This window comes from Ruoffia sp. FAM 26254, assembly GCF_045528545.1.
Lineage (GTDB): Bacteria > Bacillota > Bacilli > Lactobacillales > Aerococcaceae > Ruoffia > Ruoffia halotolerans.
Genome location: NZ_JBGQQY010000039.1, coordinates 1 through 20,109 on the forward strand (window position 1 = coordinate 1; position 20,109 = coordinate 20,109).

Here is a 20,109-nt window from a genome sequence, read left to right on the forward strand (position 1 = left end):
CATACCAACCCGGAAAGTCGAACTGGGAACAGTAAATATTCGACTTCTGCGCTTCATAACGAGCGTTGATAATTTCCAGGAGTAATGTGGATTCTTCACTTGTGAGCTCATATAAGAGCCATTCATCTTATGAAAAGTTATTTATTATGTAAAGCTAGATTCAAGTCCTGTTGGTTTTGTAAGCTTTTTGTGTTTCTAACTATACATAATATAGTATCCTTATTCTAAAAGGAGGACGAAATAATGGATACTATTGGAAGTTTAATAAGGAAAGCGACTATGCATTTAGATGAATTAGGGTACTCTGAAGGGACAAAAACTCGCTATAAAAGTTGTTGGAATTGCTTCGAAAAATACGCCGACTTAAAAAACATTCAAGACTTCACTCTTAAATTTGGGTATGAATTCTTGGCGAATCACTATAGAGTTGATTTTGATATTGACTTAACGCCGTATCAAAGATTTACTGTCCGATCAATTAAAGTTTTAAACGATTTTTTGAAAGATGATACATTCAATAAATGCTATCAAAGAAAGGGACTTCAGGTACCCGACTGTTACTTTGACATTCTTATGAGTTATGTCGAAAATCTAAAACAATCAAATCTGACAGATCGAACTATTCAAGGAAAACAAATTATTATTATTCGATTTCTTCATTTTTTGAAAACAAATGAAATCTCTGATATTTCAAAGATACAGTCTAAAAATATTTTGATGTATATCGAATCAATAATGACAAATTATGCAGTATCCACAAAAGAGACTATTCTATACACATTGAGAGATTTTTTAAACTTTCTAAACACCGGTAATTACAATAATTATCATTTAAATCAGCTGTTGCCAATTATTCGATCAAATAAGCTAGAAAAATTACCATCGTATTATACATCTGAAGAAATTAGAGTATTGCTTTATCATGTAGACCGAAGTACAGCTGTTGGTCGGCGCGATTATCTTGTCTTACTACTGGCCATTCAGTTAGGAATGCGAGCGGGTGATATTAGAAAATTAAAGACGGATAACATTAAATGGCATTTAGAAAAAATTGAATATATTCAAGAGAAAACAAAGAATTTCTTGCAGTTACCACTGAGTGATAATATAAAATATGCATTGATTGATTATTTGAAAAATGGTCGACCAATCTGTGATGATCCTCATATTTTTATTAGGCACAGAACGCCTTATGGGCGTTTTGAAAAAGGAAATGTCTTTTGGAGTATTATAAACAAATACTTGAAACTTGCTCAAATTGAAACTAAAAATAGAAAACATGGTCTTCATGCAATGAGACACAGTTTGGCAAGTAACCTTTTACAAGATAACACCCCATTACCTATTATTTCAGGAATACTAGGCCATGAAAATTCGAATACGACTAAGATGTATCTTCGTATCGATACCGAACAGCTCCGAACCGTTGGTCTGGAGGTACCTTCATGATAGATACAGAAAAAGAGTATATCTTTAATGGACCTTTCGCTAGTTATTGCACTATGTATGTTGATTATAAAAAAGGGTTAGGTTATAAATTTCAAGTGTCATCCTATTACAGATTAAGGCAGATTGATAATTTTTTTAAAACATATGAACTTAAAAATCCTATTCTCACAAAAAAATGGTGAATGATTATGTGAGTAAACGAGGCACTGAATCCACTAAAACACAGCACCAGAGGATGAGTACTATTCGACAGTTTGCACTGTTCATGAACACATTAGAATTCAATTTCTATGTATTTCCGAAAAATGAGTTTGTTAAAATAAGAGATAATTTTGCCCCATATATCTTTACACACAAAGAAATGTCAAATATTTGGGCGATAGTTGACACTTTATGCTTGGCAGAGAATAGTGAACATGATAATCTCATTTATCCAATGCTCTTACGAATGTTATACGGATGCGGATTACGGATTAACGAAGCTTTAACTTTGCATAAAACAGATATCAACTTAGAAAATGGTGTAATTACAGTAAATAAAGCCAAAAACAATATAACCCGGATTGTTCCTATGTCAGAAACGTTAACGGATTATTGTCGTAATTATGCCAAAAAAATGACATTTAATATGAAAATTGAAGGGCATTTTTATCCGGCTCCTGATACTCAAAAATACAAAAGTAAAACGATATTAAACAATTTTAGAAGGATATTACTTAAAGCTGGAATAATTTCTTCTGAATCTGTTCATCCCAGGATACATGATTTACGACACACTTTTGCAGTTCATTCTTTGGAAAAAATGGTTAGTCAAGGGCAAGATATTTATTCTGCGCTTCCAATGTTACAGACGTATATGGGACACCGTGATATTATAAGTACAGAACAATATCTACGGCTGTCAAGTGATACCTACGGTATCATCATTAATTCAACTGCTGAAATGTATCAGGGCGTTTTTCCGGAGGTGAATGAAGATGAAAGAATATAATTTCGGCAAATATTTATCCTCATACTTTCTTAGATACATTCCATCAAGAATGGACTATAGTGAAAATACAGTAAAGTCATATCGGGATGCATTCACTATTTTCTTAAGATACTGCACCAAAGTTCTTAATTTGAAACCCGAAAAAATGAAAATTACCGATATAAATAAAGACTTTATAGAAGATTTTCTGAATTGGCTAGTAGATAAAAAAGGATACTCCATCAAAACACGGAATCAAAGGCTTGCTGCACTTCAATCTTTTTTCCGATTTCTACAAATTGAAACGCCTGAGAACATAGAGAGATGTAACTCTATCCTTTCAATTAAGGCAAAAAAAGTTCAAAATACAGGACAAATGACCTATTTAACAATTAATGCAATTCGAAAGCTCTTGGCTACTCCAAATAGTAAAACTAAAGAGGGAAAAAGAGATTTAGCCATTTTGACGCTTTTGTATGATACAGGTGCAAGGGTTCAGGAAATGATAGATCTAAATGTTTGTGATTTGAGATTGTCTTCTCCAGCAACTGTAAAGTTACTTGGCAAAGGACAAAAAGTACGTGTAATACCAATTACCCCACAGACAGTAAATATTATAAAATCTTATATAGATAATTACCAATTATTGGATGAAGAAAACCTTGAAATTCCAGTCTTTTTTAATAAACAGAAAAGAAGACTCAGTCGTGCTGGCATAGGATATATTCTTAAAAAACACTTTGAAATAGCGCGAATAAACAATTCTAATCATTTCCCAGTGAAAATTTCACCTCATGCCTTAAGGCATAGTAAAGCAATGCACTTACTAGAAGCAAATGTTAATTTGATTTATATTCGAGACTTTTTAGGTCATGTATCCGTCTCAACAACGGAAATCTATGCGAAAGCTAATCCAGAAATTAAACGAAAAGCAATCGAAGCAGCTAGCAATAATGTACTTCCAGAAGAAACATTGACTACAAATGACAAAGAAGTTCTACTAGATTGGTTGAAAGAATTTATTTAGAGTTAAAAATATGAGAATTAAGACTCTTTATTATGAAAAGAAACTTACTTCAAAAGGCGTTGAAATTAGAGTTTCAGCGCCTTACTTTACATAATATTTAACTTTTCATAAGATGAATGGCTTCTTTATGAGCTTTCAAACGAAGAAGCAACCTTACTCTTAGAGATTATTAATGCAAGATATGAATCCCAAAAATCCAATATATACTGTTCACAATTTGATTTTAAAGGATGGTATGAGAAATTAGGAGATGGAACATTGGCCGAAGCGATACTAGATCGGATTATTCATAATTCTTATGATGTTTTTATTGATGGCGAAGTATCTATGCGTGAAAAATTAGGGTTAAAGCAATGAAAAAGCGTTGCATAGAAATTCTCCGCAGGAGGTATATATGTCTATCTTAACAAAAAGTAAGTTAAGGAAAATGGAAGAATATTATTATTGGTCCGGAAAGAAAAATTGGGTTCCTTTCCCTGATGAGTTAAACAATAAAATATTAGAAATTTATGGAGTTGAACCTTTACCTTATGAATGGTCAGAACAGGACATTTATCAAGGATCAAGAAATATCATACTCGATTATTTTAGTAATAAAAGATCTATAACTTAAATCAATCAACCATTCTTATCTGTTTATTTATAATAACAGTTAAGGATGGTTGTTTTAAAAAGATGACAATTCACATAAATTGGTAAACTTTACCGCAAGGACTGGTAAAGTCGGCCGCAAAAGGTGGTAAAAAGAACCGCACTGCTGGTAAAAAACGGCCGCAATACTCATTAGGCGAAGTAAATGTAGAGAACCATTTGTTTGAAAGTCAAAATGTACAAGAGTTATTGGACGGCTGTATATGTTGTACGATCCAGGATGACTTAAAAGAAACGCTAAATAGATTAATAGAAGATCATAAAAACCAACCGATCGATGTATTATTCATTGAAGGTACTGGTGTAGCCAATCCTGCTGAGATAGAGGAATTATTAAATAGTCCAATGTATTTTAATCAATTTGAATTAAGGTCAATGATCAGCCTTGTAGATGCAAGTAAGTTTCTAGCTTATCGAAGTATTTTTTCAAGTACGGGTGAAGTACGTAAATTATTATCTGAACAGATTTCAAGTGCTACAATCATTTTATTAAATAAAATAGATATTGTAGCAAAGAAGTCTCTCATAAAAATAGAGAAAAAATTAATAGAGGACATAGGGTTAGGTGTACAGATTTTCAAGACAAAATACGGTGAAATTCCCATAAATGAGCTCTTTTCAAAAAGGTATGCCGTGCATCAATCAAACACTGGATACAATGAGCATCACCATCATTCCACAATTAATACGCTAAAGATAGACAAGTTACCCGTAATGCATCGATTTGAACTAGAAAACTGGCTTAATAGTCTGCCGAAGACAGTTCTAAGAGGGAAAGGAATCATTAGATTAAAAGAGGATCCTGGATTATTTAATATGCAATTTTCATCAGATAGATTGGTCTTGGAAAGAATGAAAGGGAATCAGTCAACCAATCCAACTTTAGTTTTAATAGGGGATCATTTGAATAAAAATGAAATATTAGATCATTTTTCAAAGCTATTTAACTAGGCATTAACTTCTGTTGATCATGATACAAGCAAGCTCATCTCATTTTATCGCAGCATACTTTCAAAAAGGATTCTTAGATTAAAATGGAATAATATACGGAGAGGATAATGAGCATGTTTCGTTCGCTTCATTCATATTTATTTGATTTCACTGGTATATTAGTCATATTTATTGTTGTTTATTTTATTTCAGTCAGCCAATCTGTCGGAGATGTATTATCAATTAAACTACCGAATTCTTTTGCACAGTCAAATACTATTTTTTTAAGTATTTTAATTGAGGCTCTTCCATTCGTTTTAGTTGGCGTACTTATTGCAGGTTTTATTCAAATTTTTATTACCGAAGATCATCTTAAGCGTTGGATCCCCAAAAATAAAATCTTAGCTGTTTTTGTTAGTTGTATAGTAGGTGCAATATTTCCGGCTTGTGAATGTGGGATTGTACCTATTGTAAGAAGGTTGATTGCCAAAGGTGTTCCTATTTATGCAGGAGTTGGCTTTCTGCTGACAGGACCATTGATTAACCCAATCGTTATTTTTTCCACTTATGTAGCCTTTGGAAATGATAGTAAGATGGCGGCTTTAAGAATGGGTGTTGGATTTATAGCAGCATTGCTCATCACTTTGATCATAAGCTATCTGTTTAAATCAAATCAACTTAAACATACAGTGTCAGACTTTGTTCATACAGCGGATTTAAATAAAAGAAATGAGCCGTTTTTGCGCAAATTTGAAGGGATGTTAAAACATTCCATAGATGAGTTTTTTGATATGGGGAAATATTTGATTATCGGTGCCTTTATAGCGGCATTGGTACAAACATATGTAAAGACATCATCGCTTTTCATTCTGGGTGATAGCCTTGCCGGGTCAACAGTTATTATGATGAGTCTTGCCTTTTTCTTATCATTATGTTCTGAAGCCGATGCTTTTATAGGAGCTTCATTTAGTAATTTGTTTCCGTCTACTTCGATACTAGCATTTTTAATATATGGACCAATGATTGATTTGAAAAATACAATCATGTTATGGAGGGCATTTAAAGCTAAGTTTGTATTCATTTTAATCATTGTAATAACTGTAATTGTGTTTATATGTGTTCAGTTAACTTCATTCATTTAAGGAGGCGAGTTGTCATGCGCTTTAATTTCCAACATCTTTTGCGGGCGGTTATTTTAGCAATCTTTGCTACATTCTTTATTAAGCTGCATTATACAGGGGATATCATAAAATATATTAATCCCAAGTACAATTGGATGAGCCTCATTACTGCCGGTTTATTTATATGCTTGTTCCTCATCCAGCTATGTAGGGTATGGGAAAGTGAGGAAGATAACCACGCATATTGTCCTCCTGGATGTAACCATGATGAGGGCGGTTCGTCTTCATTTCCGAAGAGGTTACTAGGCTATGTCATTATTATGTTACCATTAGTAACTGGCTTCGCATTCTCGCCTGCAACATTGGATGCTTCTATTGCGGGTAAAAAAGGTATTAATTTATCCCAATATAGTGGAAATGAAGATGCAATGTTCATGGAAAGCAGTGAGCCAGGAGCGGCTACAGAAAACTCACAAATAATAGAGCATACAATTCCTTTACCTAACAATAACTTTATTACAGATGATATATATGACGAAGCAATGGAGAGATTAAAAGCCTTTGATATGATTCAAATGAGTGATCATATATATGCCTCTTATTATCGTGCAATTAATACAGAACCAGACTCTTTTATGAATAGGAAAATTAATATAAAAGGGTTTGTCTATAAAGAAGAAGGGTTTAATCCAGACGAATTAGTGATCGCACGATTTGTAATCACGCATTGTATTGCAGATGCAAGTGTCATAGGCTTTTTATCGGAATTTGACCAAGCGATTAATTATGAAGAAAACACATGGATTGAACTAGAGGGAACATTAGACACTAAAAATTATTATGGAGAAGAGATCCCTTTAATACAAGTGGATACAGTAAAAATAATCGAAGAACCAGTTGAGCCATATATCTATCCAGTTATGATAAAATACGATTAGGAAATAAGCCAGTTCAAGAGCGCAAATTTTTAGAGTGGCTCAAGTAAGGTAGCTTATTTGTATTTCGTCAAAATTAAAAAGCAAGTGTAGAAAATCAGTTGCAATATTCTACACTTGCTTTATTTTGAAGATAAAGGTCCAATATTGTACACTAACAGCAGGAATAATCGGTAATGCAGATATGAAAATGACAACTGCCACTAAAGTTCCAATCACAATACCCAAAATGAGATGCAGGGCAGTTCTCTTTCCTACTATTTGAAAAGCTTATGTTATCTTACCCTCGTCTTACATTTTATTGTCAAAAATTTCTACCCTTCATATTTGGTACAAGGCAAAACAACATCTACAAGTTGAAAAATAGCCTCAATATCATGAGTAACAATAAAAATAAGATTATCAGGTGATGATATTTTTTGGATTTCTATGCAAAGTTGTTCTAATGACCTTCTATCCAATCCAGATGTTGGCTCATCAAAAACAATGATTCGTTTATAAGATAAAAGAGCAGAGGCGACCGCAACCCGTTGTTTCTCACCTCCTGAAAGGGATGCAGGATGACGATTTTCTACAGATGACAATCCCAATTTTCCCAAGACATCTTGCGCTTGCTGTTTTGAAGCATCTGCACCTAATAGAACTTCATTAATCACCGTATTGGAGAACAATTGCTGATTGACATCTTGCATGACCATAAATCCACGTTGATTTAATGCTTTTTTATTTAAAACCCTTTGATTTTCCTGAATTGTTCCTTGATATTTCATAAACCCTAACAAAGTATTGATAAAGGTGGTTTTGCCAGCCCCATTTTCACCTACAATACCGATGATACTCCCACCATAAAAAGCGAGTTTCGGGATTTGAAAAACTGTTGTATCTTGATAAGATACGGACAGATTCTCTAAAACAATTTCTGGAGCTTGTTGTGGATCAGGTGTTTTATCACCCAAGTTATGCAACTCCCACTTTTTCCCTTCAGTAATGGCTTTTACTTTTTCAAACGTAGTTGTTAAATTCAAACTTCGCAACCCCATTTCTGAAAGGTTTTGCTCACTTTTGCTGTAAAGTTCTTCAAAGGAATAGCTTTCTTGATATTTTCCCGACTTTACATACACAAATCGATCAGCTAGATCTTTGAGCCAATACAATCGATGTTCTGATAAAACGATCGTAAAACCAGTAGCCTTTAAATTTAACAAAATAGCTTTTAACTTTTCAATAGAATCTTGATCTAAATTGGCAGTTGGTTCATCTAGGACTAAAATTTTAGGGTACATAGAGATAATAGAACCACAAGCAATTTTTTGTTTCTCCCCGCCAGATAACTCAAAAATACTTCTGTTGATTAAATTAGCCAGATTCAAGTCATAAATCGTCTGTTCTGCTCTTTTTAAAATTTCATTACGATCTAAATTCAAGTTTTCACAACCGAATATAAGCTCATTGGAGGTATCAAGATTGAAAAATTGAGACTTGGGATTTTGGAAAACCGTACCAACATCTACAGCAATTTCACTGATTGTTTGATCTTTAGTAGACTTCCCAAAGAGTTTAACCTCTCCTGTTAATGTTAATGAATTGTAAAATTCTGGAATTAGTCCATTGATAACACGAGTAATCGTGGTCTTTCCACAGCCGCTTTCCCCGCATAAGACTACACATTCGCCTTCTCTTACGGTTAATGAAAAATCATCTATTATAGGAGGTGAATGGTCAGCAGAAGTTACAGTAATATTTTGAAGTTCAAGTGCATTCATTCTAAACCCCTCCCCCGAAAAATACTATAAAGGTTACCGCAACAATAAGTAGCAGTAAATCTACAAGACCTAGCCTAAACTTTACAATGGTCGTTCGTTTTCTCCCGACATCCAATCCCCGTGTCATAGCCGCAGCAGATAGTTCTTCCATTACTTTTCCCGAAGAAATCAGCATCGGCACGACCAGCCTTTCAATGGAGACAACAGGATGCTTCATAAAATAAATAGGACCAATTCGAATATTTCTAAACACCAATGCTTTCCTTATATTTTGCAGATGTTCTCTCAATGTTGGAATAAATCGCAGCATCACGACAAATGAAACAGCAAATGCATCTGGAATCCGCAGCCGTTTAAAAACTGCAAGGTATTCGCTCGCTGTGGTTTTTTCTGCCAAAACATAATACATGGCTATCGTTGGCAAAAATACCCTAATCACGTTGAATACAACAAAAACAAGAGCGAATGATTGTGCTGTATCTGTTATATTAGCAATTTCCTCCAACAACAAAGTACCGAAAAATACCAATGAAAACTTATAAAATAGACCCCATGCTTTTGTATTCAATAAAAACAAACCAGACATAACCCCTACCAGACATTCTGCAAGCAATGAACCACTTCTTATCATGACAACAGAAGACACAATAAAAACTGCAATTTTTGTGATTGGTGAAACATCTAAAAAGGTTTCTTTTTTAAAGTGCAAAACAGTCTTTATTTGTGATGACATTTTAGACAATACCAGCTTGTTCAAAATGTTTCTTATTCAGTTTATGTCCTAATTTAGCACCGATCAAACCGCCAATAACTGCTAAGATCACTAAAACGATAAGAATCCAGTCCGGAGTCAGAGCTGAAATCCGATCTACATAGTCTTGTCCATAATAGTCAGCTGATGTTTTCATAAACTGATCTCTTGCAAAAATTAACATTGTGAACGCTCCTGCAATACTGATGTTAAAAATGCTGTACGCAATAGCACTTTTTAATTTTATGTTCCTATTTCTATTTGTCATCATTAACTCAGCTATCAGACCAACAATAACTGAGATACCCAACGGAACTAATGAGTATGATGACATGACTAGACCAGATAAAATAGCTAAAATTAAAATTGCTCCCTTTTTTGGAACCTTAGAAATATATAGGACAAATACTGGACCCTCAATAATTCCAATAATCAATGGTGCCAATAAATAAGTAATCGGATTAAAGCCCAGTAACATAATAGCTACGAGCATAATTACCACGTACAGAGCTGCAAATGCCCCTGCAAAAATATAATCTTTTGTGTTCATCTTTTTTTTCATTAAAATTCTCCTCTTCCATTCGTAATTAACCATGTTAAATTTTCAATTTTAAGTTGCCTGTTCACTATTTCCAATAAAATTGAAATGAAAAAGGACTTAAGTGTATGAATGCTTTTCCTCATACAATGTTACTTTTTTAACTGACGGATGACTGCATATTTATTTTGCCGTACAAATTGGAATAAAGACCAGTTTGCTTTACCAATTCGTCATGTTTGCCTTCCTGAACTACTTCTCCTTGATTAATTACTAAAATGTTATCTGCCGCCCGTATCGTGTTTAAACGATGGGCAATCACTAATAATGCTTTATCTCTGACCAATTCTGATATCGCTTGTTGTATATAATATTCATTATCCGCATCAATACTGGCAGTTGCTTCATCTAAAACAACTATAGGAGCATCTTTCAATATACACCTCGCAATGGAGATCCGCTGTTTCTGTCCTCCTGATAAGTTTCCACCGCCTTCTTCAATCACTGTTTCAAAACCTTGTGGGAATTCTTCTATAAATTCATGACATCTTGCTTTTTTGGCTGCTTCTAATACCTCTTCTTCCGTTGCATTGACATTCCCTAGTTTAATATTATTGTAGATGGTATCTTGAAACAGATAGGTCGTTTGAAATACCATGCTAATGGATGACATTAACGTTTCTAAAGGTAGTTCCTTTACTTCAACACCGCGAATTTTAATATGCCCTTCATTAATATCCCAAAACCTGGTCAACAGATTGGCAATCGTGGTTTTCCCAGACCCAGAAGGTCCTACTAATGCAGTCATAGTATTAGGATATAGTTTAAAACTCACATTCTGTAAAACTGCTTTCTCATCATAACCGAAAGATACATGTTCAAATGCCACTTCTTCCTTGGTTTTATTTAGAGGTGGCAGTTTTTGAGACCCTATATCACTTAATTCTTTTACCTCAAATAACTCATTCACTCTATCCAAACAACTATTCATAATCGACAACATTCCTACTTCTCCAGTCAAGGTTTTTAATGGCTTGAAAAATACAAGAGCAAAAAGCAGTAAAGCAATCAAGTATTCTGTTGACAGTTCTCCTGTGCTATGCAAAACTAACGCAAGAATAAAAATAAGTGATGTGGATATAGCTAATAAAAGATGCGTTTTCCCGATCCAGCTAGCAAATTTCCCTTCTAATGTCAGGGCTGTGTTTTTACTTTTTTTAAATTCTCCCCGTAGACTCTTAGCGCCTGCGCCCAATCTATTGAAGCTTTTCATCACAGCAAGACCCTCCACAAAGGACAGCACTTCATCTGTCAGTAGTTCACTTTGATTCTGCCTTTTTTCTCCTTCGACAATCGTTTCCTGTGCCATTTTTTCAGTTAGGAAATAATAGATCATCAATGTAAGAACAGCAACCAAGCCTAAACGATAGTCCAATATAAAGAGAAAAATCGTTAAAATCACTGTACTTAAAATATAATTGAAACTGTTCGCAATTTTACCCATGATATTTTCTTCTACAAACAGCAGATCTGTACTTAAAACAGAACTGATTTTCCCAATATTTCCTTCTGTATAATATCCCATCGGAATCTTTCTAAACCTGTCAGCTAGTTTAATTCGAAGCCTTGCAAAAATTCGATAGCCTGCATCACTTTGAAGCCTATCATTCATATAATGAAACAACATTTGTAAAGATGCAGATAGCAACAATACGAAAAACAGAAAGATACTATGAGTCCCAGTCATTTGGTTGTTCATCAGTGCGACAATCGTTAAAAAGGCAAGCACTAAAGGAATTCTTTGGAAGATGGACTCTAATACTGAAAATAAAAATGCTACTCTGATCCGATTTTTATATTCACCAGACAAATCAAGAACCCTTTTCACTAATTTAAATATCATTGAAGTTCGCCCCCTTTAGGTTGCCAGTTTTCACTTTTTATCGCAGCGTTCCATAGTTTTTGATAAATACTGCTACTTACTACAAGGTCACTGTGAGAACCTTCTGATTCAATATTTCCTTTTTCCAAAACATAGATTTTTTCCGAATCCATAATATTCATTAATCGATGGGCAATCGTAATGATTGTTTTACCCTCGGATAATTCAGTAAGTGCTTGGTTGATAAGTGTTTCATTCTCTGCATCAATATATGCCATTGCCTCATCCAATAAGACAATAGGGGAATCCTTAAGTAATGCCCTAGCTATACAAATTCTTTGTCGTTCTCCTCCAGAGAGCTTATCGCCTCGTGTTCCGACAATTGAATGAATGCCTTCTGAAAGGTTTTCAAAAATGGACACACATTGTGCCCTTTGAGCAACCTCCATCACTTCTTCATCAGTGGCACGAGGGTTCCCGATGCGAATATTTTCGAGAATTGATTGATTGAATAAATAAACATCTTGGGAGACATAGGAAACCAAATTACCTAATGTTTTCAAACTCAACTCGCTTATATCCTGCCCTCCAATCGTAATACTGCCTGTACCAACATCGTAATAGTGAACTAACAGTTTTGCCAACGTACTTTTCCCACTGCCAGATTCTCCTACTAAAGCTGTTGTTTCACCTTCTTTTGCAGTAAGGGTCAAATTATTGACGACAACTTCATCATCGTAATTGAATGAAATATTATTGAATGTGACATCATAATTTGCCCCGGTAAATTCACTAGTGCCGGTTTTGATGGGTTCTTCCTCCATAACAGATTCTAAAACTTCAATTTTGTAATTAATTTGCATCAATGCCGGTACAAAGGAAATCAATCGAAGTAAAGGAATTCCAAGACTGGATGCTAGACAAAAAGTGAGTACAAGTTGAGAGAGTTCTGCACTTTGAGAAAGGACTAGATAAGAACCTACAGGTAACATAACCAGTGCCGTCGATGAAAACATGATCGTGTATACAGACATAGATGGCCAACAAGCTTTATACCAAGCAAGTGTTTTATCTCTGTAATTCAAGATACTTTCTTTAAATTTTCCAAAGTATTGTCCTTCTTGGTTAAATACTTTTACTACTTCCATACCATTAATGTACTCAATGATTGTATTGTTCATATGTTGACCAGCTGTAAAATAGTCTGCCATCTTACTTTTCCCTATTTTGAACATGTAAAAAAAGGCAACTAGAGCAATAGGTATGGTGACTAAAGCAAGCAATCCCAATCTAATGTCTATCAACAACATACTGATAATCACAAAAATGGAAATGGTTAAATTAGCGATGCCTTCTGGAATAGCATGGGCCAATAATGTTTCCATGCTATCAATATCATCGACAAACACTTTTTTCATTGTCCCTTTTCCTTTATCCTCCACATAGCCAATCGGCAGCTGTTCCAGCTTTTCTTGTAAGCTTCTTCTTATTTCTTCCAAGACTCTAAATGCAAAAACATGGGAGTTACCCAACCCTGTGACATAGAGTATACTTTCTAAAATCAAAGAAACGGTAATAATGGCTGCAATTATTCCTACATAGGAAACTGTAAAAGGTTGATCATCTACTAATCTGGAAATGAGCAGATAAATCATAAAATAGGGAACGATACTGAATGCCACACTAAAAATACATTGTAAAATGGAAATATACATGCTCTTTTTCTCGTTTTCCCCATAGGCTAATATTTTCTTAAACATTGATTTTCTCTCCTTCTATCTTAGTGCAAGTATAAATTAATTAAAGAGAGTATGCAACTTGAATTTACCCAAAATTTTCTAATTTAAAGAATAACTTTAAAAGCCCGAGAAATACACATGTGGAAAACATGGATTCCTCGGGCTTTTTAGCTGTCCACAGCATAAATCTGTGGACTATTTGCATCCTGTTCCATGTTATAATTGAGTCACGACAAAACAAAAAAACAAAAACAGGAACTGAGGTTATTCTACCATGAAATCTACGGAAATTTATCAAATGAAGCGAAATTTACTTACATTTTTAGAAAAATTGACCAAAGGTCTTTCGAAACCGAGAAAGAAATTTTACAGTGATATTTTATATGGAATGTCTAAGGCGCAAAACACACTATTATCAGATATTGCACGAGCCTTAGAAGAAAAGATTGATTTACAGTACACCATTAAGCGCTTATCTCGTAATGCCGCTGAAGAAAACGATTTGAAACAGATCCATCGAAACTACTTAAATACTTTAAAAACATCTATTCCAGATAACCCTTTGATTATTGTAGACGAATCAGAAATTGTTAAACCCTATGCCGAAAAGATGGAAAATTTAGCTCTAGTACGTGATGGGTCAAAGAATGTTCTTGAGAAGGGTTATCCTACCCTTAATTTTTCAATGGCTTCACCAAAAACGAAACACCCCTTACCGCTGTATAATCATTTGTATTCTTCTAAAGAAGAAGATTTCCAAAGTCAAAATATTGAAATAGCCAAAGGCTTTAATACCGTCCATACTTTTTTAGGAAAGAAAAAAGCAACCTTCGTTATGGATCGCGGGTACGACCGAAATACGATATATGAATATGTCCAAAATATCGGACATCACTTCGTCACTCGGTTAAATGATAATCGGTATTTAATACATAAAAATCGTCGAGTAAAAGTACCTGATTTAGCAAAACGACGAAAAGGAAAAATCAATTTTAAAACCGAAATACAAGGCGAAGAATATAGCCTGAAGGTTAGTCACATTAAGGTTAAGTTGCCTGTTTTACAAGATATGCCTCTAAATATGGTTGTTGTATATGGTTATGGCGAAAAGCCAATGAAATTATTAACGAACCACTCAATCAAAGGGAAGGACGACGTCCTACGTATCCTAAAAAGTTATATCACTCGTTGGCGAATCGAAGAACTGTTCCGTGTTCAAAAAGAAGAGTTTCAGTTAGAAAAAACTCGAACAATGACATTAAGTTCTTTGCGAATCCTATATACCATTATGAATTGCCTTATTGGTGAATATTGCGGTTAGATAGCTCCACCTGTGCGGACTTTAGCCCCACTCAATGCGGAAGATAACTCCATCGGTGCGGAGGGTGCTCCAAAATAATTTAATTTGCTTAAGAAAAGGCTACTATCCAGGTGATGGATGAGTAGCCTAAATTTTATTCTGCTAAAGCGTCATCAATATACTTAACTGCCATTCTCACTATATCATCAGCCGAAGGCTCTTCTTCCTCTAAAAAATGTGGGAGAAGCAAGGATTCTAGCTCCTCCATTATGTGATCAGGAAGATAACGATGGAAATAGTAGCGTGCAATTCGATCTTCAATCTCTTGTGAAATCATGATATCTCTCCTAATCCATGGCGTTCTCGCATAGAGATTTCACCATCGATAAGTATTTTATACGAATTATGAACGACACGATCTAGTATTGCATCAGCCAACTGAACATTTTCAATTTTCTGTTGCCAACCATCTGGCGCAAACTGAGAACAGAAAATAGTAGAAGTTTTGTGTAATCGAGCTTCTATTATTTCTAATATGTGAATCGAATCTTCTTGCGTTAATTCCGTCAGAAGCCATTCGTCTTATGAAAAGTTATTTATTATGTAAAGCTAGATTCAAGTCCTGTTGGTTTTGTAAGCTTTTTGTGTTTCTAACTATACATAATATAGTATCCTTATTCTAAAAGGAGGACGAAATAATGGATACTATTGGAAGTTTAATAAGGAAAGCGACTATGCATTTAGATGAATTAGGGTACTCTGAAGGGACAAAAACTCGCTATAAAAGTTGTTGGAATTGCTTCGAAAAATACGCCGACTTAAAAAACATTCAAGACTTCACTCTTAAATTTGGGTATGAATTCTTGGCGAATCACTATAGAGTTGATTTTGATATTGACTTAACGCCGTATCAAAGATTTACTGTCCGATCAATTAAAGTTTTAAACGATTTTTTGAAAGATGATACATTCAATAAATGCTATCAAAGAAAGGGACTTCAGGTACCCGACTGTTACTTTGACATTCTTATGAGTTATGTCGAAAATCTAAAACAATCAAATCTGACAGATCGAACTATTCAAGGAAAACAAATTATTATTATTCGATTTCTTCATTTTTTGAAAACAAATGAAATCTCTGATATTTCAAAGATACAGTCTAAAAATATTTTGATGTATATCGAATCAATAATGACAAATTATGCAGTATCCACAAAAGAGACTATTCTATACACATTGAGAGATTTTTTAAACTTTCTAAACACCGGTAATTACAATAATTATCATTTAAATCAGCTGTTGCCAATTATTCGATCAAATAAGCTAGAAAAATTACCATCGTATTATACATCTGAAGAAATTAGAGTATTGCTTTATCATGTAGACCGAAGTACAGCTGTTGGTCGGCGCGATTATCTTGTCTTACTACTGGCCATTCAGTTAGGAATGCGAGCGGGTGATATTAGAAAATTAAAGACGGATAACATTAAATGGCATTTAGAAAAAATTGAATATATTCAAGAGAAAACAAAGAATTTCTTGCAGTTACCACTGAGTGATAATATAAAATATGCATTGATTGATTATTTGAAAAATGGTCGACCAATCTGTGATGATCCTCATATTTTTATTAGGCACAGAACGCCTTATGGGCGTTTTGAAAAAGGAAATGTCTTTTGGAGTATTATAAACAAATACTTGAAACTTGCTCAAATTGAAACTAAAAATAGAAAACATGGTCTTCATGCAATGAGACACAGTTTGGCAAGTAACCTTTTACAAGATAACACCCCATTACCTATTATTTCAGGAATACTAGGCCATGAAAATTCGAATACGACTAAGATGTATCTTCGTATCGATACCGAACAGCTCCGAACCGTTGGTCTGGAGGTACCTTCATGATAGATACAGAAAAAGAGTATATCTTTAATGGACCTTTCGCTAGTTATTGCACTATGTATGTTGATTATAAAAAAGGGTTAGGTTATAAATTTCAAGTGTCATCCTATTACAGATTAAGGCAGATTGATAATTTTTTTAAAACATATGAACTTAAAAATCCTATTCTCACAAAAAAATGGTGAATGATTATGTGAGTAAACGAGGCACTGAATCCACTAAAACACAGCACCAGAGGATGAGTACTATTCGACAGTTTGCACTGTTCATGAACACATTAGAATTCAATTTCTATGTATTTCCGAAAAATGAGTTTGTTAAAATAAGAGATAATTTTGCCCCATATATCTTTACACACAAAGAAATGTCAAATATTTGGGCGATAGTTGACACTTTATGCTTGGCAGAGAATAGTGAACATGATAATCTCATTTATCCAATGCTCTTACGAATGTTATACGGATGCGGATTACGGATTAACGAAGCTTTAACTTTGCATAAAACAGATATCAACTTAGAAAATGGTGTAATTACAGTAAATAAAGCCAAAAACAATATAACCCGGATTGTTCCTATGTCAGAAACGTTAACGGATTATTGTCGTAATTATGCCAAAAAAATGACATTTAATATGAAAATTGAAGGGCATTTTTATCCGGCTCCTGATACTCAAAAATACAAAAGTAAAACGATATTAAACAATTTTAGAAGGATATTACTTAAAGCTGGAATAATTTCTTCTGAATCTGTTCATCCCAGGATACATGATTTACGACACACTTTTGCAGTTCATTCTTTGGAAAAAATGGTTAGTCAAGGGCAAGATATTTATTCTGCGCTTCCAATGTTACAGACGTATATGGGACACCGTGATATTATAAGTACAGAACAATATCTACGGCTGTCAAGTGATACCTACGGTATCATCATTAATTCAACTGCTGAAATGTATCAGGGCGTTTTTCCGGAGGTGAATGAAGATGAAAGAATATAATTTCGGCAAATATTTATCCTCATACTTTCTTAGATACATTCCATCAAGAATGGACTATAGTGAAAATACAGTAAAGTCATATCGGGATGCATTCACTATTTTCTTAAGATACTGCACCAAAGTTCTTAATTTGAAACCCGAAAAAATGAAAATTACCGATATAAATAAAGACTTTATAGAAGATTTTCTGAATTGGCTAGTAGATAAAAAAGGATACTCCATCAAAACACGGAATCAAAGGCTTGCTGCACTTCAATCTTTTTTCCGATTTCTACAAATTGAAACGCCTGAGAACATAGAGAGATGTAACTCTATCCTTTCAATTAAGGCAAAAAAAGTTCAAAATACAGGACAAATGACCTATTTAACAATTAATGCAATTCGAAAGCTCTTGGCTACTCCAAATAGTAAAACTAAAGAGGGAAAAAGAGATTTAGCCATTTTGACGCTTTTGTATGATACAGGTGCAAGGGTTCAGGAAATGATAGATCTAAATGTTTGTGATTTGAGATTGTCTTCTCCAGCAACTGTAAAGTTACTTGGCAAAGGACAAAAAGTACGTGTAATACCAATTACCCCACAGACAGTAAATATTATAAAATCTTATATAGATAATTACCAATTATTGGATGAAGAAAACCTTGAAATTCCAGTCTTTTTTAATAAACAGAAAAGAAGACTCAGTCGTGCTGGCATAGGATATATTCTTAAAAAACACTTTGAAATAGCGCGAATAAACAATTCTAATCATTTCCCAGTGAAAATTTCACCTCATGCCTTAAGGCATAGTAAAGCAATGCACTTACTAGAAGCAAATGTTAATTTGATTTATATTCGAGACTTTTTAGGTCATGTATCCGTCTCAACAACGGAAATCTATGCGAAAGCTAATCCAGAAATTAAACGAAAAGCAATCGAAGCAGCTAGCAATAATGTACTTCCAGAAGAAACATTGACTACAAATGACAAAGAAGTTCTACTAGATTGGTTGAAAGAATTTATTTAGAGTTAAAAATATGAGAATTAAGACTCTTTATTATGAAAAGAAACTTACTTCAAAAGGCGTTGAAATTAGAGTTTCAGCGCCTTACTTTACATAATATTTAACTTTTCATAAGATGAGTGGCTTCTTCATGACTTAACAGAAGAAGAACTATACTTGACCATGGAAATCATAGAAAAAAGGGAAAAGACGATATCTACGATCTTCTGTACCCAGTTCAACACTGCTGGATGGCATTCTAAGTTGGGAGGTGGACCAACAGGCGAAGCAGTTATTGATCGGATTGTTCATAATTCCTACACCATCACTATCGATGGTGAAACATCTATGCGTGAACGACTGGGTTTATCCAATAACTTCTAGGATATTACTATGAAAAACTAATATAATCCTATGGATTATGTAAAGATATCCCATAACTAACTTAAATCACAGTGGTTATGGGATATTTCTTTAGTGGTGTGTTTTGCAAATTTGAAGTACATAGTATTGCAACGAAAAGTACACAATATAGCCATCCAATTTTTTCCTTTTAATTATTCTTTTTTTGATAATGCATTTTTCAAACGAAAACTCTCTCCAGTAAAAGTTAATATGTGTGCGTGATGAATTAAGCGATCAACAAGAGCTGAAGTAAGGCGCGGATCAATAAAGACCTTGTTCCAGCTACTAAACTCAAGGTTTGAAGTAATTACAACACTTTTAGTTTCATACCAATCACTAATTAATTGAAAGAGTAATTCAGAACCATTCTTGTTAAATGGGACGTAACCCATTTCATCTAATATAACCAACTGTACTCGATTAAATCGTTTTTTTAACCGCTCTAATTGATTGTTTTTCCATGCTCGTTCAAGTTCTAAGACAAGGTCACTAACTCGCCAAAATCGAGTCTCAATACCCTGTTGACAAGCTTTGTAGCCTAAAGCACTAGCTAAATGAGTTTTACCGGTGCCTGGGGCACCAATACATACAATATTTTGATTTTCTTTTATAAAATCAAGAGAAGTTAATATTTCTCTAGTTTGGGAATCTTGTAACCGAATATCTTGATGCCACTCGAAGGAATCAAGTGTTTTATGGCCAATAAACTTCGCTTGCTTAATTAAACGTTGAATTTTTCGTTCTTCTTTAGCTTCTACTTCATTTATTAAC

General features: G+C 34.1%; 21 protein-coding genes and 2 pseudogenes. 15 read left to right on the plus strand and 8 right to left on the minus strand.

The annotated features are described in order from the left end of the window. The first annotated feature begins 243 nt into the window (after positions 1-243). The 9 genes and pseudogenes from ACEN3Z_RS08945 (at position 244) to ACEN3Z_RS08985 (ending at position 7,086) form a co-directional block, all read left to right on the plus strand. On the plus strand, positions 244-1,449 hold the full coding sequence (locus ACEN3Z_RS08945; protein ID WP_407090576.1) for a site-specific integrase: 1,206 nt from the start codon (positions 244-246) through the stop codon (positions 1,447-1,449). Further along, positions 1,446-1,631: a hypothetical protein gene (locus ACEN3Z_RS08950; RefSeq protein ID WP_407090577.1), complete on the plus strand. Its 186-nt coding sequence runs from the start codon at positions 1,446-1,448 to the stop codon at positions 1,629-1,631. Before ACEN3Z_RS08945 ends, ACEN3Z_RS08950 begins: the two co-directional genes overlap by 4 nt. An 83-nt stretch (positions 1,632-1,714) precedes the next feature. Next, positions 1,715-2,440, plus strand: a complete 726-nt coding sequence (locus ACEN3Z_RS08955; protein ID WP_407090578.1) for a tyrosine-type recombinase/integrase — start codon at positions 1,715-1,717, stop codon at positions 2,438-2,440. After that, complete coding sequence (locus ACEN3Z_RS08960) at positions 2,427-3,446, plus strand: site-specific integrase (RefSeq protein ID WP_407090579.1); 1,020 nt, start codon at positions 2,427-2,429, stop codon at positions 3,444-3,446. The genes ACEN3Z_RS08955 and ACEN3Z_RS08960 overlap by 14 nt, the downstream gene beginning before the upstream one ends. A 123-nt stretch (positions 3,447-3,569) precedes the next feature. After that, positions 3,570-3,803 (plus strand): annotated as a pseudogene (locus ACEN3Z_RS08965) (ATP-binding protein); the annotation flags it as partial. Between the two features lie 37 nt (positions 3,804-3,840). Further along, positions 3,841-4,059 (plus strand): hypothetical protein, encoded by a 219-nt coding sequence (locus ACEN3Z_RS08970; protein WP_407090580.1) that lies wholly within the window; start codon positions 3,841-3,843, stop codon positions 4,057-4,059. Between the two features lie 101 nt (positions 4,060-4,160). Further along, the gene (locus tag ACEN3Z_RS08975; protein ID WP_407090589.1) at positions 4,161-5,048 is read left to right on the plus strand and encodes a CobW family GTP-binding protein; all 888 of its coding nucleotides are present in this window, start codon (positions 4,161-4,163) and stop codon (positions 5,046-5,048) included. Positions 5,049-5,155: 107 nt separating this feature from the next. After that, the gene (locus tag ACEN3Z_RS08980; protein ID WP_407090581.1) at positions 5,156-6,169 is read left to right on the plus strand and encodes a permease; all 1,014 of its coding nucleotides are present in this window, start codon (positions 5,156-5,158) and stop codon (positions 6,167-6,169) included. 14 nt (positions 6,170-6,183) lie between these two features. After that, a complete protein-coding gene (locus ACEN3Z_RS08985) occupies positions 6,184-7,086 on the plus strand; it encodes a TIGR03943 family putative permease subunit (RefSeq protein ID WP_407090582.1) in 903 nt (300 codons plus the stop codon). A gap of 311 nt (positions 7,087-7,397) precedes the next feature. Here the strand turns inward: ACEN3Z_RS08985 and ACEN3Z_RS08990 are convergent, their stop codons facing one another. The 5 genes from ACEN3Z_RS08990 to ACEN3Z_RS09010 form a co-directional block, all read right to left on the minus strand. Continuing rightward, positions 7,398-8,846 carry an ABC transporter ATP-binding protein gene (locus ACEN3Z_RS08990; protein WP_407090583.1) on the minus strand — a complete coding sequence of 483 codons (1,449 nt, stop codon included), beginning with the start codon at positions 8,844-8,846 and terminating at the stop codon, positions 7,398-7,400. Position 8,847: 1 nt separating this feature from the next. Beyond that, complete coding sequence (locus ACEN3Z_RS08995) at positions 8,848-9,579, minus strand: energy-coupling factor transporter transmembrane component T family protein (protein ID WP_407090584.1); 732 nt, start codon at positions 9,577-9,579, stop codon at positions 8,848-8,850. A gap of 1 nt (position 9,580) precedes the next feature. Further along, positions 9,581-10,159: an MptD family putative ECF transporter S component gene (locus tag ACEN3Z_RS09000; protein WP_407090585.1), complete on the minus strand. Its 579-nt coding sequence runs from the start codon at positions 10,157-10,159 to the stop codon at positions 9,581-9,583. A 136-nt stretch (positions 10,160-10,295) separates the two neighbouring features. Next, positions 10,296-12,035: an ABC transporter ATP-binding protein gene (locus ACEN3Z_RS09005; RefSeq protein ID WP_407090590.1), complete on the minus strand. Its 1,740-nt coding sequence runs from the start codon at positions 12,033-12,035 to the stop codon at positions 10,296-10,298. Further along, positions 12,035-13,777 carry an ABC transporter ATP-binding protein gene (locus tag ACEN3Z_RS09010; protein ID WP_407090586.1) on the minus strand — a complete coding sequence of 581 codons (1,743 nt, stop codon included), beginning with the start codon at positions 13,775-13,777 and terminating at the stop codon, positions 12,035-12,037. Before ACEN3Z_RS09010 ends, ACEN3Z_RS09005 begins: the two co-directional genes overlap by 1 nt. Positions 13,778-14,030: 253 nt before the next feature. Here ACEN3Z_RS09010 and ACEN3Z_RS09015 point away from each other — a divergent pair, with 253 nt between their 5' ends. Next, the gene (locus tag ACEN3Z_RS09015) at positions 14,031-15,077 is read left to right on the plus strand and encodes a transposase (protein ID WP_407090587.1); all 1,047 of its coding nucleotides are present in this window, start codon (positions 14,031-14,033) and stop codon (positions 15,075-15,077) included. 133 nt (positions 15,078-15,210) lie between these two features. Here ACEN3Z_RS09015 and ACEN3Z_RS09020 read toward each other — a convergent pair whose 3' ends face one another. Together ACEN3Z_RS09020 and ACEN3Z_RS09025 are read right to left on the minus strand one after the other, a co-directional pair. Beyond that, positions 15,211-15,393, minus strand: a complete 183-nt coding sequence (locus ACEN3Z_RS09020) for a hypothetical protein (protein WP_338488284.1) — start codon at positions 15,391-15,393, stop codon at positions 15,211-15,213. Further along, on the minus strand, positions 15,390-15,626 hold the full coding sequence (locus ACEN3Z_RS09025) for an ATP-binding protein (RefSeq protein WP_407090591.1): 237 nt from the start codon (positions 15,624-15,626) through the stop codon (positions 15,390-15,392). Before ACEN3Z_RS09025 ends, ACEN3Z_RS09020 begins: the two co-directional genes overlap by 4 nt. A 128-nt stretch (positions 15,627-15,754) precedes the next feature. On the opposite strand from ACEN3Z_RS09025, the gene ACEN3Z_RS09030 reads away from it, so the two are divergent. The 5 genes and pseudogenes from ACEN3Z_RS09030 to ACEN3Z_RS09050 form a co-directional block, all read left to right on the plus strand. Next, entirely contained in the window at positions 15,755-16,960 is a 1,206-nt protein-coding gene (locus ACEN3Z_RS09030) for a site-specific integrase (protein WP_407090576.1), read from the plus strand. Further along, positions 16,957-17,142 (plus strand): hypothetical protein, encoded by a 186-nt coding sequence (locus ACEN3Z_RS09035; RefSeq protein WP_407090577.1) that lies wholly within the window; start codon positions 16,957-16,959, stop codon positions 17,140-17,142. The genes ACEN3Z_RS09030 and ACEN3Z_RS09035 overlap by 4 nt, the downstream gene beginning before the upstream one ends. Positions 17,143-17,225: 83 nt before the next feature. Next, on the plus strand, positions 17,226-17,951 hold the full coding sequence (locus ACEN3Z_RS09040; protein WP_407090578.1) for a tyrosine-type recombinase/integrase: 726 nt from the start codon (positions 17,226-17,228) through the stop codon (positions 17,949-17,951). Then, entirely contained in the window at positions 17,938-18,957 is a 1,020-nt protein-coding gene (locus tag ACEN3Z_RS09045) for a site-specific integrase (RefSeq protein ID WP_407090579.1), read from the plus strand. Before ACEN3Z_RS09040 ends, ACEN3Z_RS09045 begins: the two co-directional genes overlap by 14 nt. 123 nt (positions 18,958-19,080) lie before the next feature. After that, positions 19,081-19,317: pseudogene (locus ACEN3Z_RS09050) on the plus strand (ATP-binding protein); the annotation flags it as partial. A gap of 173 nt (positions 19,318-19,490) precedes the next feature. Here the strand turns inward: ACEN3Z_RS09050 and istB are convergent. Beyond that, positions 19,491-20,109: IS21-like element helper ATPase IstB (gene istB / locus ACEN3Z_RS09055; protein WP_407090588.1), on the minus strand; the 619-nt coding region annotated here is incomplete at its 5' end.

What these genes read in the sequence shown, in the direction of transcription:
- ACEN3Z_RS08945 (WP_407090576.1), top strand. Translation starts at nt 244, where the DNA reads ATGGATACTATTGGAAGTTTAATAAGGAAAGCGACTATGCATTTAGAT.
- ACEN3Z_RS08950 (WP_407090577.1), top strand. Translation starts at nt 1,446, where the DNA reads ATGATAGATACAGAAAAAGAGTATATCTTTAATGGACCTTTCGCTAGT.
- ACEN3Z_RS08955 (WP_407090578.1), top strand. Translation starts at nt 1,715, where the DNA reads ATGAACACATTAGAATTCAATTTCTATGTATTTCCGAAAAATGAGTTT.
- ACEN3Z_RS08960 (WP_407090579.1), top strand. Translation starts at nt 2,427, where the DNA reads ATGAAAGAATATAATTTCGGCAAATATTTATCCTCATACTTTCTTAGA.
- ACEN3Z_RS08970 (WP_407090580.1), top strand. Translation starts at nt 3,841, where the DNA reads ATGTCTATCTTAACAAAAAGTAAGTTAAGGAAAATGGAAGAATATTAT.
- ACEN3Z_RS08980 (WP_407090581.1), top strand. Translation starts at nt 5,156, where the DNA reads ATGAGCATGTTTCGTTCGCTTCATTCATATTTATTTGATTTCACTGGT.
- ACEN3Z_RS08985 (WP_407090582.1), top strand. Translation starts at nt 6,184, where the DNA reads ATGCGCTTTAATTTCCAACATCTTTTGCGGGCGGTTATTTTAGCAATC.
- ACEN3Z_RS08990 (WP_407090583.1), bottom strand. Translation starts at nt 8,846, where the DNA reads ATGAATGCACTTGAACTTCAAAATATTACTGTAACTTCTGCTGACCAT.
- ACEN3Z_RS08995 (WP_407090584.1), bottom strand. Translation starts at nt 9,579, where the DNA reads ATGTCATCACAAATAAAGACTGTTTTGCACTTTAAAAAAGAAACCTTT.
- ACEN3Z_RS09000 (WP_407090585.1), bottom strand. Translation starts at nt 10,159, where the DNA reads ATGAAAAAAAAGATGAACACAAAAGATTATATTTTTGCAGGGGCATTT.
- ACEN3Z_RS09010 (WP_407090586.1), bottom strand. Translation starts at nt 13,777, where the DNA reads ATGTTTAAGAAAATATTAGCCTATGGGGAAAACGAGAAAAAGAGCATG.
- ACEN3Z_RS09015 (WP_407090587.1), top strand. Translation starts at nt 14,031, where the DNA reads ATGAAATCTACGGAAATTTATCAAATGAAGCGAAATTTACTTACATTT.
- ACEN3Z_RS09020 (WP_338488284.1), bottom strand. Translation starts at nt 15,393, where the DNA reads ATGATTTCACAAGAGATTGAAGATCGAATTGCACGCTACTATTTCCAT.
- ACEN3Z_RS09030 (WP_407090576.1), top strand. Translation starts at nt 15,755, where the DNA reads ATGGATACTATTGGAAGTTTAATAAGGAAAGCGACTATGCATTTAGAT.
- ACEN3Z_RS09035 (WP_407090577.1), top strand. Translation starts at nt 16,957, where the DNA reads ATGATAGATACAGAAAAAGAGTATATCTTTAATGGACCTTTCGCTAGT.
- ACEN3Z_RS09040 (WP_407090578.1), top strand. Translation starts at nt 17,226, where the DNA reads ATGAACACATTAGAATTCAATTTCTATGTATTTCCGAAAAATGAGTTT.
- ACEN3Z_RS09045 (WP_407090579.1), top strand. Translation starts at nt 17,938, where the DNA reads ATGAAAGAATATAATTTCGGCAAATATTTATCCTCATACTTTCTTAGA.